This is a genomic window from Azospirillum melinis (genome assembly GCF_013340935.1).
GTDB classification, from domain to species: Bacteria; Pseudomonadota; Alphaproteobacteria; order Azospirillales; family Azospirillaceae; genus Azospirillum; species Azospirillum melinis.
Map to the genome: position 1 here is coordinate 1 of NZ_WHOS01000022.1, position 16,343 is coordinate 16,343.

The window sequence follows — 16,343 nt, forward strand, 5'->3', positions numbered from 1 at the left end:
TTTCTCTGTCTTTTGGTTTTACGGTTGCTGCCCCCACCGGGTGCCACCCCTTGCTATTCGCCGGCCGTGGGCGATGTGCGGAAGAGACGGGTGCTATGGGGCCGGCGGCTTCCAGTTCCGCGGCTCCACCCGTCAGGCGCCGGCGCCCAAGACGATCACGCTGGACCAGGGCGCCTATGCGGTGGCGCCGCGGCCGCGGCCCGATGCGCCCTTCGCCAAGGGGGCACGGGTCTTTCACCAGAAATTCGGCTACGGCACCGTGGTCGGCGTCTCGGAGGACAAGCTGGAGATCGACTTCGACCATTCCGGCAGCAAGAAGGTGATGGACAGCTTCGTCGTGCCCGCCGACAAGGCGGGTTAAGTCACAAAACCTGCCCGCCGACAAGGCGGGCTGTAGTCAGGGATTGCCCGCCGACAAGGCGGGTCGATCCTAAGCTGCGCCCGCTGGCAAGGTGCGCTATGCCGGGGCACGGCACTGGACGGCTTGCCGCACTGTGACGGCCGTCACAGCCGCGGCCGCCGCAGCCGCCCAAGATCGCAGCGGTGCAACGGAGCCGGAGGCCAACCACCGTGTTCGGAACGGGCAGCGTCAGTTACGAGGTGCAGAGCCGCCGCGAAGGCCGTTGGCGCATCGAGGGGGCCTATACCGACCAGGAGGCTGCGCTGTCGGCCGCCCGCTCGCAACTGGCGGCGACAGGCGTGGAAGAGGCGAAGGTGGTGAAGTTCCGCACCGTCGCCGGCCTGTCACTGGAAACGGTGATCCTGCACAAGACGGTGCCCCAGACCCAGCGCAAGGGCCTGACCTTGGGCGGCACTGCGGAGGGTGCGCCTTTCTGCCGCACGCCGGACGACCTGCGCGGGTTCGAAAGCCGGGTGGTGATCGGCCGGCTGCTGCGCCCCTATCTGGACGCCCAGCGCATCACCCCGACCGAACTGTTGCATTCCTGGCCGCTGTTCCGCCGGCTGGAGGAGCAGGGGGCGCTGCTGGGCGCCGCCATCCATGCCGCCGCCCGTCACCATACCGATGTCCATGGCGTCTCCCACGCCGCCCGCGCCCGCGAGTTGCGCCAACTGGTGGAGGCGGTCACCGGGGCCGCCCGCGATGCCCTGGCCGAACGGCGCCGGCTGCCGCGTTTCGACGCCGCCGACCTGCCGGGCACCAGCGGCGCCATCGACGAAACGGTCGGGCATGAGGGCCATGACGCGCTGTTCCTCATGCTGCTGTCCCAGCATCTGGAGGCCGGCGGACCGCTCGCCGGGAAGCTGGACATGCTGCTGGCGCTGACGGGCGACGATGTCGAGCCGCGGCATCTGGTCCTGCTCGACGGCGTGATCGCCGACATCATGGGGTCCGCCGACACGGTGAAGGAATTGCTGGGCGCCCAGCCAAGCCTGCATGCGGGACTCGGCACCCTTGCCGACGCCCTGTTCGACCGCGATCCCGATCCGGCGCTGGCGTCGATGGCCCCCTCGCTGCGCCGGGTCTGTCGCCTTGCCCTGGAAGGACGCGTGCCGCAGAGCCGGGCTGTCCTGCTGGAGCGTCTGCGCCAGAGCATCGCCGGCGATCAGCCGCTCGACCGCCGCGACGCCAAGGTGGAAGCGATGCTGACCCATGATCTCGCCGCCCGGTTGAAGGGGGCGGACGGCGCGACGCTCGGCGGGGCGGCCATGGAAAAGGCGCTGGAGCGCCGTCTGCTGCGCCATCGCCAGTCGGTCCTGCGTGCCCAGGGCATGCACGACATCGCCGACCGGCTGGCAGGTCGTTAGGGGGACGGCCGGTAAGGGTTTTCATCGAAACGGGACGGTCTCCGGAATCCTTGGTCTCTTTCGGGCTTGATGCTAAAAACGCCGCTTCTGTTCTCGCGTCGTCGTCGGAAAGCCCCTGTCATGTCGCAAACCCCGCTCTGGCGCATCGCGCTGGTCGTTCCCGAAGCCCATGCGCCCGCCTTTGCCGAGGCGGTGGGCGACCATGCCGATGCGGTGTCGACCTTCGAACTGGAGGAAGGCGGCAACTGGCTGGTGGAGGCGACCCTGTACGGCGCCCCGGACGAGGCGCGGCTGCAATCCCGCGTCGCCGTGCTGGCCAAGGCCCTGGGCATCGAGGAGCCGCGGCTGGCTGTCGAGAACCTGCCGCCGATCGACTGGGTGTCGCATAGCTACCAGGGCTTCCCGCCGATTCGTGCCGGGCGCTTCTTCGTCCATGGCTCCCACCACGAGGGCATCGTGCCGGCCGGCAGCATCCCGCTGCTGGTCGACGCCGCCACCGCCTTCGGCACCGGCGAGCATGGTTCGACCAACGGCTGCCTCCAGGCGCTCGACCGGCTGTCGCGCCACCTGAAGCTTCCGCGCGGCGGCCGGGGCGGTGCGCTCGACATGGGCTGCGGCTCGGGCATCCTGGCGCTGGCGGTGGCAAAGCGCTGGCGGGTGCCGGTGACGGCGGTCGACATCGACCCAGAAGCAGTGCGCGTCACCCGCATCAACGCGGCGCTGAACGGTCAGAAAACCATGATCCGCGCCCAGGGCGGCGACGGCTATCACACCCGCATCGTCGGCCGGCACAAGCCCTACACCCTGATCACCGCCAACATCCTGGCCCGCCCGCTGTCGCGCATGGCGCCGCAGCTGCGCCGCCACCTGAAGAAGGGTGGCTATGCCGTGCTGGCCGGCCTGCTGAACCGGCAGGAACGCCACGTCATCCAGGCCCACCGCAACCAGGGCCTGCGTCTGGTCGCGCGCATCCCGGTCGGGGAGTGGACCACTCTCGTGGTGAAGCGTTGATCCAGGGGCGTTAATTCAGGGGCCGTTGAAACAAAAAGGCCGGCTTGCGACTTCCCCTAGGGACGATGTTCCGAAATCTTGCTGGGGAGCCACCATGCTGAACCGCATCCGGTCCTTGTTCACGGGCGACGACGGCGTCGAGCCGGGCGAGGATGCCCTGCAGGCCGCCGCCGCCGCCCTGATGGTCGAGGCCGCGCGCACCGACGACACCATCTCCGAGGCGGAGCGCGACCGCATCCTGTCGGTCGTCCGCAGCCATTTCAAACTGAGCGAGGAAGAGGCGCAGGACCTGCTGTCCGCCGCGGTGTTCGACACCGAGGACGTCTCGCCCTATCTCCGCTACGTCAGCGTCATCATGGATCGCTGCCCGCCCGGCCACCGCCTCTGGATCATCGAGATGCTGTGGGAGGTCGCCTACGCCGACGGCGTGCTGAACGATTTGGAATCGAGCCTGCTGCGGCGGATCGGCGGCCTGCTGCACATCTCCGACGTCGAGCGCGGCGAGGCCCGCAAGCGCGTGTTGGCGCGTCTGGGGCTGCCGGACGACGCCGGGCTGCCGGTGTGACGGATCGGGTGGGGGCCGGAGCCGTGCCCCATCTCGACCGTGCCCCACCCCAACCGGCCCCACCTCAACCGGCATAGCCACCACCCCGCCGCTTGCGCAGGGCCGGCGGGGTGCCTAGCCTGTGTCTACAGGATTCACTCTTCCGAGGAACAGGTTCCGTGCCCAGCGCGATTCCCTCCGCTGCCTATCGTGGCGACGACGCCCTTGCGACCCTGCTGACCGAGGCCGGGACCGGCCGGTCTCCCGCCGATGTCCGCGCGCTGCTGGCCGGCGTGCTGGCGGCGCCGGAGGGAGAGGAGCCCGCCGCCTGGACCGTCCTGGTTGGCGAAAACCTCCCGCCGGCCCTGACCGAACAGCTCCAGGCGCTGAAAGCGCAGCTCGCCGCCGAGGCGCCGACGGCCAATCCCGGTCCGGCGCAGCGGCTGGACGATCTGCGCGCCGCGCTGAAGCGCCGCGACCTCGACGGCTTCGTCGTGCCGCGCGGGGACGAGCATCAGGGTGAATATGTGCCGCCGCGCGCCCAGCGGCTCGGCTGGCTGACCGGCTTCACCGGCTCGGCCGGCAATGCCGTGGTCACCGCCCGGCAGGCCGCAATCTTCGTCGATGGCCGCTACACCCTCCAGGTCCGCAGCGAGGTGCCGGCCGACCTGTACGAGTACAGGCATCTGATCGAGGACCCTCTGGCCGACTGGATCGTCGCGGCGCTGCCCGAAGGCGGACGCTTCGGCTTCGATCCCTGGCTGCACACCATCGGCTGGGTGGAGAAGACCCGCGCCGCCCTGGAGCGCGCCGGCATCCTGCTGGTGGCGTGCGAGGACAACCCGCTCGATTCGGTATGGCAGGGCCAGCCGCCGGCGCCGCTCACTCCCGTGGTGCCGCAGGACGAGGCATTCGCCGGCGAAAGCTCCGCCGACAAGCGGGCCCGGCTTGCCGACGAGCTGGGGCAGAAGGGCATTGCCGCCGCGGTGCTGACCCAGCCGGACAGCATCGCCTGGCTGCTGAACATCCGCGGCGCCGACGTGCCCTGCACGCCGCTGCCGCTGTCCTTCGCCATCCTGTCCGCCGATGCGTCGGTGGAGCTGTTCCTCGACCCGCGCAAGCTGGCGCCGCAGACCCGCGCCCATCTCGGCAATCGGGTGCGGGTGCGGCCGGTCGAGGAGTTCGGAGCCGCGCTCGACGCCGTCGCCCGCGGTTCCGCCCGCGTGCTGGCCGACCCGGGCTGCACCTCGGCCTGGATTGTCGACCGGCTGCATCTGGCCGGCGCCAGGGTGGAGCGCGACGGCGACCCCTGCGCCCTGCCCAAGGCCTGCAAGAACGCGGCGGAGCTGGCCGGCACCCGTGCCGCCCATGTCCGCGACGGCGCCGCCCTCGTCCGCTTCCTGCACTGGTTCTCCGAAGAGGCGCCGACCGGCACCCTGACCGAGCTGGCGGTGGTGGAGCGGCTGCTGGCCTGCCGGCGGGAGAACGAACGCTTCCGCGGCGTTAGCTTCGACACCATCGCCGGGGCCGGGCCGAACGGCGCCATCGTCCATTACCGGGTGACGGCGGAGACCGACCGCCGGCTGGAGCCGGGCAGCCTGTTCCTGCTGGACAGCGGCGCCCAGTATCTGGACGGCACCACCGACGTCACCCGCACGCTGGCGGTCGGCGAGCCGGACCCGGCGATGGCGGCGGAGATGCGCGACCGCTTCACCCGCGTTCTGAAGGGCCACATCGCCCTGTCCACCGCGCGCTTTCCGCGCGGCACCACCGGCTCGCAGCTGGACGTGCTGGCGCGTCTGCCGCTGTGGCAGGCGGGGCTGGACTATGACCACGGCACCGGCCACGGCGTCGGCAGCTTCCTGTCGGTGCATGAGGGGCCGCAGCGGGTGTCGAAAGTCGGCAACACCGTCGCTTTGCAGCCGGGCATGATCCTGTCCAACGAGCCCGGCTATTACAAGACCGGCGCCTATGGCATCCGCATCGAGAATCTGATCGTCGTCCAGCCGGTTGAGGAGCTGTCGGGTGAGCTGGCCGGGGCCGAACGCCCGATGCTGGGGTTCGAACCGCTGACCCTGGTGCCGATCGACCGCGGGCTGATCGAGCGGGCGCTGCTGAGCGACGCGGAGGCCGCCTGGGTCGACGCATATCATGCAATGGTGCGCGAGTCGCTGTCGCCGCTGCTCGACGATGCGGCCCGCCGCTGGCTGGAGCAGGCGACCGCCTCCCTGTGAGCGGAGCGGGCGGCTGTATCAATTGTCGGCCGGAGGCTGGGGGCGCCCCTGATTCCGCAAGATGTTGCCGCCCGTGGTAACACGTTCTTTACCCAGCTGCTTCAGTGTGACCCAAGGGGATGACTTTTGGCGGCAGTTAGGGCACTACAGTCGGCATCACTTCCCGGATTACGGCGCAGCCCCCGCGCCGGGTGGGCGTAACGGCCGGTCAGACACCGGCAACGGATTATTGCGGAGACGTCTAGATGAAGATCCTCGTCGTCGATGATTACGCCACCATGCGGCGCATCGTGCGGAACCTGTTGACCCAGATCGGCTACACCGACATCGACGAGGCCGGCGACGGCGTGTCGGCGCTGGCGAAGCTGCGTGAGAGCAAGTTCGGCCTCATCATCTCCGACTGGAACATGGAGCCGATGACCGGCTTGCAGCTCCTGAAGGAAATCCGTGCGGACGCGAAGCTGGCGGCGACGCCCTTCATCATGGTCACCGCCGAGAGCAAGACCGAGAACGTCATCGCCGCCAAGCAGGCCGGCGTGAACAACTACATCGTCAAGCCCTTCAACGCCGACACGCTGAAGCAGAAGATCCAGGCCGTCATCGGCGGCTGATCTTCGGGCTTGCGATGTGGGGGCAGCAAGGACGGCACCCGCCGTCCGGCGCCCGGTTCGGCCGCCCGGGTCAGCGGGGCGGCCGGCTGATCCAGTTTGGGGAGTGGACCGGTTTGGAGCAGCTTCCGCAGCTGTCCGATGAAGAGTTCGAGCAGATCGAGGACGCCATTGCCCGATCGGCGAAGGGCAGGGCATTCCTGCGGCGGCTCCACCGGCGGTCCCTCGGGGCCGCGACGGAGGAAGTGCGCGCCATGCTTCAGGAGTTCCGCGACTCCTGGAGCCGGCAGAACGAAGCGGTGGAGGCCGGCAAGCATGTCGGCGTTCTGCGCCGCGAGCTGATGGAAATGGCCGCCTCGATCGAGCAGGCGAGGCGGGAAGTGGCGGCGCTGCGTCCCCCCGACGGGTCGGGCGACAAGATTTTGTCGGCGACCAACGAGCTGGACGCCATCGTCATCTCCACCGAACGCGCGTCCTTCGAAATCCTGAACGCCGCCGAGCGGCTGATGGATCTGTCGGGGAAGCTGCGGGCCGGCGGCGCCGATCCGGCGATCTGCAGCGATATCGACACCCAGGTGAACGACATCTTCACCGCCTGTTCGTTCCAGGATCTGACCGGCCAGCGCACCAGCAAGGTCGTCAACGCGCTCCGCTACATCGAACAGCGCGTCATGGCCATGATCAGCATCTGGGGCGAGGACGGGCTGGCCGGCATCATGGTCAAGGAAGAGCAGACGGACACCCGTCCGGATGCCCATCTGCTGAACGGTCCACAACTGGATGGCCATGGCGTCAGCCAGGCCGATGTCGACAGCATGTTCGACAGTCCGGCTCCGGCCGCCCCTGCCGCTCCGCCTCCTCCGCCGCCGGTGCAGTCGAGCCAGGCCGACATCGACAGCATGTTCGACGCGCCAATGCCCGCTGCGGCCCCCGTGGCCGCTCCGGTCAAGGCCAGCCAGGCGGATATCGACAGCATGTTCGATGCCCCGGCACCGGCAGCCGCCCCCGCGGTGGCGAGCCAGTCCGACATCGACAGCATGTTCGATGCGCCCGCCCCCGCGAAGAAGCCGGTTCCGAAGCCGCAGGGCGCCGCCCCGAAGGCCAAGGCCGCCTCCAAGCCCGCACCGCCGCCACCGCCGCCCGCAGCGGCGGAACCGCCGGTCCCGCTGGATCAGGCGGCCATCGACGCCCTGTTCGGGTAGGGGCCGGCCGCAAGCCGGCGGACTCCGAACCGACAGCTGAGCCGACAAAGCCGAGCCGACAGAACCTCATGGGTTTCCCGGATTGACCGCCCCGGCCCGCCGATGGCCGGATGGGGCAAGGGGTCAGCCGATCAGAACGCAGAATCGACGCGCGACCAGACATCCACCACCACAGGCCACAAGGCGGCCGTTTCCGAGAGGCGGGACCGAGGATGAAGCAGATGACCAAGCCCTTCATGGCCGAGCTTCAGAAAGCCCGCAAATCCGGGCACCCGTTCCAGGCACTGATCGAAGATGGCGCCGCCGCGGCGGCGCTTCCGGCGCCGACGCAGGTGGTTCAGGCCGACAACACCGAGGTGCTGCGCGCCATCGGCGATCTCGGCGCCAAGCTCGACCGCTTCCTGACCATGGATGCGGCGCAGATCGACCAGATCCAGGTGGAGATCGCCGACATCTCAGGCCGGATCAAGGCGACCAAGGTGGAAATGGCCGCCATCCGCCACCCGCTGGCCGGCGACGACAAGTTCCAGCAGGCCAGCCAGGAATTGAGCGCCGTCGTTTCCGCGACGGAGGCCGCGACCAACACCATCATGGCCTGTGCCGAAGAGCTGGAAGAGGTGGTGTCGGAGCTGAAGTCGTCGCTGCCGGAGGGCTATCACAACGACCGCGTCAACGACATGGTCGATGTGATCGTCCGCATCTATGAAGCCTGCAACTTCCAGGATCTGACCGGCCAGCGCATCACCAAGGTCGTCCGCGCCATGTCCTTCATCGAGGAGCGGGTCGACGCCATGATGGGCCTGTGGAACAGGCGCGAGTTCGAGGCGATGCCGCTGCCGCCGTCCGTCACCAAGAAGGACGAGAACCTGGACCTGCACGGTCCGGCCGAGGCCACGCCCGACAGCGGCAACATCAGCCAGGCCGACATCGACGCGCTGTTCGGATAAGGTGCTTTCGATCCAATTTCCGCCGCGGGCGGGGAGGGGCATATCGCCCACCCCCGCGTTACCGCTTGCGGCGCCCTTACCCCGGCGTGCTATACAGGGGCAACTTCGAAAGCGCCCAAGACGACGATGCTTCCTCGCCCGTACCGCCTGCCGCTGACGGCCATCCTCCTGTCCGCCGCCCTCTCCGCCTGCTCCTCCACCAAGGAGGACGCGTATGTCGAGCGTCCGGCCGACCAGCTCATGTCGGAAGCCGACGCGGCGATGCGCGAGGAATCCTACAAGAAGGCCGCGAAGCTCTACGACGAGGTGGAGCGCCAGCATCCCTATGCGGATGCGGCCAGCAAGGCGCAGCTTCTTGCCGCCTACGCCCAATACCAGGATCTGAAGTACGACGACGCCATCCTGGCGCTCGACCGCTTCATCCAGCTTCATCCGGGCAGCCCGGACGTCGACTACGCCTATTACATGCGGGCGCTGTGCTATTACGAGCAGATCACTGACGTGCGCCGCGACCAGCGGATGACGCGCCGGTCGCTCGACGCTCTGCAGGAGGTGGTTCGCCGCTTCCCCGACAGCAAATATGCCCGCGACGCGAAGCTGAAGATCGACCTGACCAACGATCACCTTGCCGGCAAGGAGATGGAGGTCGGGCGCTTCTATCTGCGTCAGCATCAGTATACCGCCGCGATCAACCGGTTCCGCGCCGTCGTTGAAAACTACCAGACCACGTCCCATGTGCCTGAGGCGCTGCACCGCCTGGTGGAGTGCTATCTGGCGCTGGGCGTGACCGACGAGGCGAAGGCCGCCGCGGCCGTGCTCGGCCACAACTTCCCCGGCAGCGAATGGTACACGGACAGCTACGCACTGCTGGTGGACGCCAATCTGCGTCCCGAGCGAAACGAGAAGTCGTGGCTCAATCGAGCCTGGAACTCCCTGTTCTAGGACGCTCCATGCTCGTGTCGCTGACGATCCGGGACGTCGTCCTGATCGAGCGGCTGAGCCTGTCCTTCCGCAAGGGCCTGTGCGCCCTGACCGGTGAGACCGGCGCCGGCAAGTCGATCCTGCTCGACGCGCTGGGGCTGGCCCTCGGTGCACGCGCGGATTCGGGCCTGGTGCGCCACGGCGCCGATCAGGCCTCCGTCACCGCGGAGTTCGAGCTTTCGGGCGACCACCCGGCCTTCGCCATCCTCAAGGAACAGGGTCTCGACCCCGATTCCGGCGATGGTGCACTGGTGATCCGCCGCACCGTCAACACCGATGGGCGCAGCCGCGCCTGGGTGAACGACCAGCCGGTCGGCGTGGGCCTGTTGAAGACGCTGGGCGCCGAACTGGTCGAGGTGCATGGACAGTTCGACACCCACGGGCTGCTGAACCCGCAGACCCACCGCGGCGTGCTCGATGCCTATGCCGGCCTGTCGGCCCAGGCGGCGCAGGTCGCCGCGTCCCACCGTGCCTGGAGGCAGGTGGAGGATGCGCGCCACTCCGCCGCCGCCGACATCGCCCGCGCCCGCTCCGAAGAGGAATATCTCCGCCACGCCGTGGCCGAGCTGGACGCCCTCGCCCCCAAGGCCGGCGAGGAGGAGGAACTGTCGGAGACCCGCGCGGTGCTGATGCATCGCGAAAAGCTGGTCGACGGCATGAACGCCGCCTATGCCGAACTGTCGGGCGACCGCGGCGTCGAGCGCGCCCTGTCCTCGGCCATCCGCACGCTCAGCCGCATCGCCGACCGGGCCGGCGGCACGCTGGATCCGGTGATCGCCGCCCTTGACCGGGCCGCGACCGAGGCGGGGGAGGCGATTGCCGCCCTCCAGGCCGTCTCCAGCAGTGTCGACATGGACCCGCGAGCGCTGGAAAAGCTGGAGGAGCGGCTCTTCGCGCTGCGCGCCGCCGCCCGCAAGCATGGCGTCGATGTCGATGCGCTTGCCGCCCTGCGCGAGGAGATGGCCGGCCGCCTGCTGCTGATCGAGGATCAGGGCGACCTGCTGGCCAAGCTGGCGAAGGAGGCCGAACAGGCCCGCGCCGTCTTCCACAAGGCCGCCGAAGCGCTGGGCGCCGCCCGCCGCGAGGCTGCCGGCCGGCTGGACGTGGCGGTCGCCGGCGAACTGGCGCCGCTGAAGATGGAGAAGGCGAAGTTCCGCACGTTGGTCGAGCCGGTGGACGAGTCGGAATGGAGCGCGTCGGGCATCGACCGCGTTGCCTTCCAGGTCGCAACCAACCCCGGCTCGCCGCCGGGCGCGCTCAACAAGATCGCGTCGGGCGGTGAACTGGCGCGCTTCATGCTGGCGCTGAAGGTGGTGCTGGCCCAGACCTCCACCGTCGGCACGCTGGTGTTCGACGAGGTCGACACCGGCATCGGCGGCGCCGTCGCCGCCGCGGTGGGCGAACGGCTGGAAACGCTGGGCCATGGTTTGCAGGTGCTGGTCGTCACCCACAGCCCGCAGGTCGCGGCGCGCGGTGCCGTCCATCTGAAGGTGCAGAAGTCGCAGAAGGGCGAGCAGGTCACCACCGGCGTCGCCGAACTGGATGGCGACGAGCGGCGCGAGGAGATCGCCCGCATGCTGTCCGGCGCCACCGTCACCGCCGAGGCCCGCGCGGCGGCCGACAGCCTGATCGCCGGCCGCGGCTGACCCCTCGGAGCGTATGCTCCGAAAAGAAATGCTATTCCGCCGCCAGCGCCTCGGCATGGCGGCGGAACAGCCGGACCAAAGCATCCACCACCGCGGCCACCGCCGGTGCATCGCGCCGGTCGCGGTGGACCAGCAGATGGACATCCTCACGCAGGGCGGCCGGCGGATCGACGACGCGCACCAGCGCCGGGTCGGCATCGCCCAGCACGCAGGGAAGCAGCGTCAGCCCCATCCCGCGCCGGGCGGCGTCGAGCCGCATCGGCAGTTCGCTGAGCCGGGCGACGATGCGGGCACCGCGGTCGCGGACCGTATCGTCCACCCATCCCGATTGCGATGGCCGCCGCCGTGTTTCCGGCAGCCCGACTACGGCTGCGCCGTCCCAGCGTCCGGACCAGTCGTCGCGCAGCCCCCGCATCGCGTAGAGGGTGAAGCCGAAGCTTCCCAGCCGGCGGGTGACGAGATCGCCTTCGGCCGGCACCCGGTCCATGCGCAACGCGATGTCGGCTTCGCGCTGGGCCAGGTTCAGGGCGTTGCGGGTGCTGAGGATGGTCAGGTCGGCCCCGGTTTCGGCCAGCAGGTCGGCCAGATGCAGGGTGAGAAAGGCGGAGACGGAGGTTGTCGCCGTCACCCGCACCGGCTGTACCGTCGCGGACAGCCGGTCGGCATTGCGGGCGAAGGCCGCGGCGGCATCGCCCATGGCCGCGGCGTTGTCCAGCACGGAGCGGCCGAGCGCCGTCAGCGCCAGCCGGTTGGGCAGCCGGTCGAACAGCGGACCGCCCAACGCGTCCTCCAGCCGTTTCAGCCGGCGGCCCAGGGTCGGCGAACTCAATCTCAGCCGCTGGGCGGCACCGGTCAGGCTGCCGCAGCGTGCCGTGGCCAGGAAGGCGCGGATGTCCTCCCAGTCCAAATGCCCGCTGCCCAAATCCGCGTCGTCGATCATCCAATCCCCGTCCGAATCACCCGGTCCAGCGGGGCGGGCGGAGACCGTCACCGCGGCAGCAGGCCGTGAAGCGCGGCATACTGCAACAGCATGATGGTCTTGCCGTCCAGGATCGCCCCGCTGCCGACCATGGCAAGGGCATCGGCGAAGGTCAACTCGACCACCTCGATGTCCTCGCCCTCCTCGGCAAGCCCGCCCCCCTCGCTGCGGTCGGCGGCGCGGTATTCGGCCACGAAGAAGGCCAGCCGCTCCGTCACCGAGCCGGGGCTCATGAAGGCGTCGAACACCCGGCGCGGCGCCTGGACGGTCACGCCCAGCTCCTCGGCCGCCTCGGCCCGGATCGCTTCCTCCGGGCTGCGGTCGTCGAGCAGGCCGGCGCACACCTCCAGCAGCGGTTCCGGATGGCCGTTGACGTAAGCCGGGAAGCGGAATTGCCGGGTCAGCAGCACGGTACCGCGGGTCGGATCGTAGAGCAGCAGGGCCGCCCCATTGCCACGGTCATACGTCTCCCGGCTTAGGGTCTGCCAGTTGCCGTCACTCCGCCGATAGTCGAAGGTGGTCTTCTTCAGAACATACCAGTCGTCGGACAGCAGCGTGACGTCGCGGATGCGGATACGCTCGTCCGAGGCAATGGAATCGTCGGTTGGGGAAAGGATTGTCATGGCGCATCCCGATGGTCATGGAACGGCCGTTACCCTGCGTCATGAGCGGCTTGCGGGCAGCCCGCCGAAGATGAAAGGGTGCCTTGCGGAAATTTGTGGCTGCTGCCGACCTTCGGCAACAATGCTTATTCACAGTTGAAGAAAAGTCCTTATGAAGCGAAAGCGCTGCCGATGCAGCCAAGGTCTGATAGTCATTATCATACGCAAGCACGTTCCAAATCTTATCCTATGTTAAGTTAACAAACCTTAATTAGAACGTAGGAATAGCCATTTTGGAGCGTTGCAGCGTTCCGGACTCCTGCCTAGATTGTTGATGAATTCCCTTGGCTGCGCGTGACAAACGACGCCGGTCCAGCTTCCGCCAGAGGTCGCGTTTGTCTGAAGTCTTCGTTCGATGAGTGGCCCGGTTCCTACGGGGTCTGTCGACCTCACCGATTGTGACCGGGAGCCCATCCACCAGCTGGGCCTGATCCAACCGACCGGTTTCCTGATCGCCGTCACGGCCGATTGGATCATCGTCCATGTCTCCGCCAACATCGGGCGCTGGCTGGGGGCCGAACCCGACGATCTGCTGGGGCATCCGCTGGCCTCCTTCATCGCGGGCGAGGCGTTGCACACCATCCGCGGCCGGTTGCAGGTCGCCCACATCAACGGCAGCGTCGAGCGCGCCTTCAGCGTCCATCTGTCCGACATCACCCCGATCTGCGACGTGGCGGTCCATCTGTCCGGCTCCACAATCGTCATCGAAGCGGAGCCGAGCGAGGGCGAAGGACCACAGGATTCGGGCTCCCTGCTGCGCTCGATGATCGCGCGGGTCCAGAACACCCGCGGCTTCGAAGGCTTCTGCCGCGAGGCGGCGCGCCAGATGCGGGCGCTCACCGGATTCGACCGGGTGATGGTCTACCGCTTCGCCGACGACGGGTCGGGAGAGGTGATCGCGGAGTCGGCGGTGCATGGCATCGGCAGCTTCCTCGGCCAGCGATACCCTGCTTCCGACATCCCGCAGCAGGCCCGGCGCCTGTATGAGCGAAGCTGGCTGCGCTGCATTTCCGACGTGAACGCGTCGCCGGTACCGATCGTGCCGACGGTCGATCCGATGGGCCAGCCGCTGGATCTGTCGCTCAGCCTGCTGCGCAGCGTCTCGCTGATCCATGTCGAGTATCTGCGCAACATGGGGGTAAACGCCTCGCTGTCGGTGTCGATCTTGCGGCACGGCAAGCTGTGGGGACTGTTCGCCTGTCACCACCGCCATGCCCGCTCGCTCTCCTTCGAGCGCCGGACCACTGCCGAGCTGTTCGGCCAGATGGTCTCGCTGCTGCTGGAGGGGCGGGAGCGCGAGCAGGAAAGCCAGCAGGAGGCCCAGGCCCGCCGCGCCCATGTCCGCATCATGTCGATGCTGGCCGACAGCGAATCGCCGCTGGACAGTCTGGTCACCTTCGCGACGGAGCTGCGGGCGCTGATCGACTGCGACGGCTTCGCCTGCTGCATCGACGGCCAGCTGCATATGGAAGGCGAGACGCCGACGAGGGAGGAGACGCTGGGCGTCATGCGCTTCCTGCACCGGACGCCGCCCAGCAAGATCTACCTGACCGATCAGTTGGGGGCGGTGCATCCGCCGGCCCGCGACTTCACCGAACGGGCCTGCGGCCTGCTGGCGATTCCAGTGTCGCGGACGCCGCGCGACTATCTGGTCTTCTTCCGCAAGGAACTGGTCCGCACCGTCACCTGGGGCGGCGACCCGACCAAGCCGGCGCAGTACGGCCCCAACGGTCCGCGCCTCACGCCGCGCAAGAGCTTCGAGGCCTGGAAGGAGACGGTGCATGGCCGGTCCAAGCCCTGGACCGAGCTTGACGAGCGCAATGCCGAATCGCTGCGGGTGACCCTGCTGGAGGTGGTGCTGCGGCTGGCCGACGTCGCCGGGCGTACCCGCAAGGAGGCGGCCGAGCGGCAGGAACTGCTGATCGCCGAGTTGAACCACCGCGTCCGCAACATCCTCAGCCTCGTCCGCGCCCTGGTGCGGCAGAGCGAGTCCGGAGCGGAAACGGTGCAGCAGTTCGCCGCCATCGTCGCCGGCCGCATCGAGGCGCTGGCCCGCGCCCATGACCAGATCACCGCCGACAATTGGGGGCCGGCCTCGCTGCGGGCCCTGGTCGTGGCGGAGATCGGCGCCTATCTGTCGGCCAGGAGCGAGCGGGTGCGGTTGACCGGGCCGGAGGTGCTGCTGGCGCCGCAGGCCTTCTCCGTCTTCGCGCTGGTGGTGCATGAACTGACCACCAATTCGGCCAAATACGGCGCGCTCAGCGACAGCAGCGGCTGGGTCGAGGCCGACTGGTCGATCGACGAGGGCGGGCGGCTGCTGATCGACTGGCAGGAGAATGGCGGCCCGCCGGTGCGGGCGCCATCGCGCACCGGCTTTGGCACCACGGTGATCGAGCGGTCGGTGCCCCACGATCTTCAGGGCGAGGCGGAGGTGACCTACGCCCTGTCCGGTCTGCGCGCCCGCTTCATGATCCCGGCGCAGTTCGTCACCATCACCGACAGCCTGCCCACCGGCAGCCGGCGCAGCCTGCCGGTTCCGGCTGCCGATTTCTCCATCGGCGGCCCGGTGCTGCTGCTGGAGGACAACATGATCATCGCCATGGCGACGGAGGACGTGCTGCTCAGCTTCAACGCCAGCCGCGTCAACACTGCCGCCGGCGTTCGCCACGCCCTGCGCCTGATCGATGAGGATCCGCCGGTGGTCGGCGTGCTGGATGTCAATCTGGGCAACGAGACGTCGGTCGCGGTCGCCGAGCGACTGCGGGAGCTGGGCATCCCCTTCGTGTTCGCGACCGGCTATGGCGAGAGCGCCGCGGTGCCGGAGCGGTTCGCCGATGTGCCGGTGCTGAAGAAACCCTACGGGTCGGATCAGGTGGTGCAGGTGCTGGCGTCGGTAATGGGGTAGGGCGTCCGGTCACCTGCCCACCATCGCCCAACCCCCGCCCCATTCACCCTTTGACCGCCGCGTACCGTGCGAACAGGGCCACGCTGACCGCCACGGTGGCGTTCAGCGACTCAACCGCCCCGGTGGTCGGCACCGACAGCCGCATCGCCGGGCAGTCGGCCGGCACGCCCTGGCCCTCCTCGCCCAGGATCAGCCGCATGTCAGCGGGCCAGTCGAAGCGGGTCAGATCCTCTCCCCCGCCGTCCAGGGCATAGAGCGGCCCCGCCGCCTCGTTCACCGCCGTCCAGCGCGGCCCGCGCAGCAGGGTCAGCGTGAACTGCGCGTTCGACGCCGCACGCAGGCATTTGGGGTGGAAGGGATGCGCCGCCCCCTCCAGCAGGACGATCCGTGACACGCCGAAGGCCGCGGCGCTGCGCAGCAGGGCGCCGAGATTGCTGGGATCGCCGAGCGCGCACAGCAGCTCCAGCCCCTGCGGCGGCTGCGACAAATCGATGGCCGGCATCTTCGGCACGGCGCCGACCAGCAGCGGAAAGCCGGTGCCCGACACATCCAGCATCCGGAACAGCGCCGGAGCCAGTTGAACCGGCTCCACCCCCGGCGGCAGGCGCCAGGAGGATATCTGCGCCGGGTCGCTGAACAGCACGCGCTCGAACCGCTCGGGATGGTGGCGCAGCGCCTCCGGAACGGTCTTCAGGCCGGCCAGCAGGAACTTACCGTTCTTCTTCAGCCCACGGCTTTCCAGCGCCGATTCCCACAGCTTGAACTGCGGGTTCTGCGGGCTTTCGATCAGCAGGGGCGGACGGGTCATGGCAGCAGGCTTTCCGGCAGGGAGATGCCCCTGCCTAGCACAGCAGCGC

At 68.7% G+C, this 16,343-nt stretch carries 14 protein-coding genes; 11 read left to right on the plus strand and 3 right to left on the minus strand.

All coding sequences use genetic code 11. The features are described from left to right. Positions 1-73: 73 nt before the first annotated feature. From GBZ48_RS17530 to recN, 10 genes are all read left to right on the plus strand, one after another. On the plus strand, positions 74-361 hold the full coding sequence (locus GBZ48_RS17530; protein ID WP_246307266.1) for a hypothetical protein: 288 nt from the start codon (positions 74-76) through the stop codon (positions 359-361). A gap of 209 nt (positions 362-570) precedes the next feature. Continuing rightward, positions 571-1,767, plus strand: a complete 1,197-nt coding sequence (locus GBZ48_RS17535; protein ID WP_174472183.1) for a hypothetical protein — start codon at positions 571-573, stop codon at positions 1,765-1,767. A 120-nt stretch (positions 1,768-1,887) separates the two neighbouring features. Continuing rightward, positions 1,888-2,778 carry a 50S ribosomal protein L11 methyltransferase gene (locus GBZ48_RS17540; protein ID WP_174472184.1) on the plus strand — a complete coding sequence of 297 codons (891 nt, stop codon included), beginning with the start codon at positions 1,888-1,890 and terminating at the stop codon, positions 2,776-2,778. 94 nt (positions 2,779-2,872) lie between these two features. Beyond that, complete coding sequence (locus GBZ48_RS17545; protein WP_098739485.1) at positions 2,873-3,343, plus strand: tellurite resistance TerB family protein; 471 nt, start codon at positions 2,873-2,875, stop codon at positions 3,341-3,343. A gap of 158 nt (positions 3,344-3,501) precedes the next feature. Continuing rightward, positions 3,502-5,556, plus strand: coding sequence for a M24 family metallopeptidase (locus GBZ48_RS17550; protein ID WP_174472185.1), 2,055 nt, complete (start codon positions 3,502-3,504; stop codon positions 5,554-5,556). Between the two features lie 245 nt (positions 5,557-5,801). After that, on the plus strand, positions 5,802-6,167 hold the full coding sequence (locus tag GBZ48_RS17555; RefSeq protein WP_012974572.1) for a chemotaxis response regulator CheY: 366 nt from the start codon (positions 5,802-5,804) through the stop codon (positions 6,165-6,167). Positions 6,168-6,280: 113 nt separating this feature from the next. Then, a complete protein-coding gene (locus GBZ48_RS17560; protein WP_174472186.1) occupies positions 6,281-7,366 on the plus strand; it encodes a protein phosphatase CheZ in 1,086 nt (361 codons plus the stop codon). 221 nt (positions 7,367-7,587) lie between these two features. Beyond that, positions 7,588-8,313 (plus strand): protein phosphatase CheZ, encoded by a 726-nt coding sequence (locus GBZ48_RS17565; RefSeq protein ID WP_246307267.1) that lies wholly within the window; start codon positions 7,588-7,590, stop codon positions 8,311-8,313. Positions 8,314-8,439: 126 nt separating this feature from the next. Continuing rightward, on the plus strand, positions 8,440-9,255 hold the full coding sequence (locus GBZ48_RS17570) for an outer membrane protein assembly factor BamD (RefSeq protein ID WP_109050313.1): 816 nt from the start codon (positions 8,440-8,442) through the stop codon (positions 9,253-9,255). A gap of 8 nt (positions 9,256-9,263) precedes the next feature. Beyond that, positions 9,264-10,940 carry a DNA repair protein RecN gene (gene recN / locus GBZ48_RS17575; RefSeq protein WP_174472187.1) on the plus strand — a complete coding sequence of 559 codons (1,677 nt, stop codon included), beginning with the start codon at positions 9,264-9,266 and terminating at the stop codon, positions 10,938-10,940. Positions 10,941-10,971: 31 nt separating this feature from the next. Here the strand turns inward: recN and GBZ48_RS17580 are convergent, their stop codons facing one another. After that, entirely contained in the window at positions 10,972-11,880 is a 909-nt protein-coding gene (locus tag GBZ48_RS17580; RefSeq protein ID WP_174472188.1) for a LysR family transcriptional regulator, read from the minus strand. Between the two features lie 47 nt (positions 11,881-11,927). Further along, positions 11,928-12,542 (minus strand): NUDIX domain-containing protein, encoded by a 615-nt coding sequence (locus GBZ48_RS17585; RefSeq protein ID WP_174472189.1) that lies wholly within the window; start codon positions 12,540-12,542, stop codon positions 11,928-11,930. Positions 12,543-12,936: 394 nt separating this feature from the next. Between GBZ48_RS17585 and GBZ48_RS17590 the strand changes: the two genes are divergently transcribed. After that, the gene (locus tag GBZ48_RS17590) at positions 12,937-15,486 is read left to right on the plus strand and encodes an HWE histidine kinase domain-containing protein (RefSeq protein ID WP_174472190.1); all 2,550 of its coding nucleotides are present in this window, start codon (positions 12,937-12,939) and stop codon (positions 15,484-15,486) included. Between the two features lie 43 nt (positions 15,487-15,529). Here the strand turns inward: GBZ48_RS17590 and GBZ48_RS17595 are convergent, their stop codons facing one another. Further along, on the minus strand, positions 15,530-16,294 hold the full coding sequence (locus tag GBZ48_RS17595) for a TrmH family RNA methyltransferase (protein WP_174472191.1): 765 nt from the start codon (positions 16,292-16,294) through the stop codon (positions 15,530-15,532). Positions 16,295-16,343 lie beyond the last annotated feature (49 nt).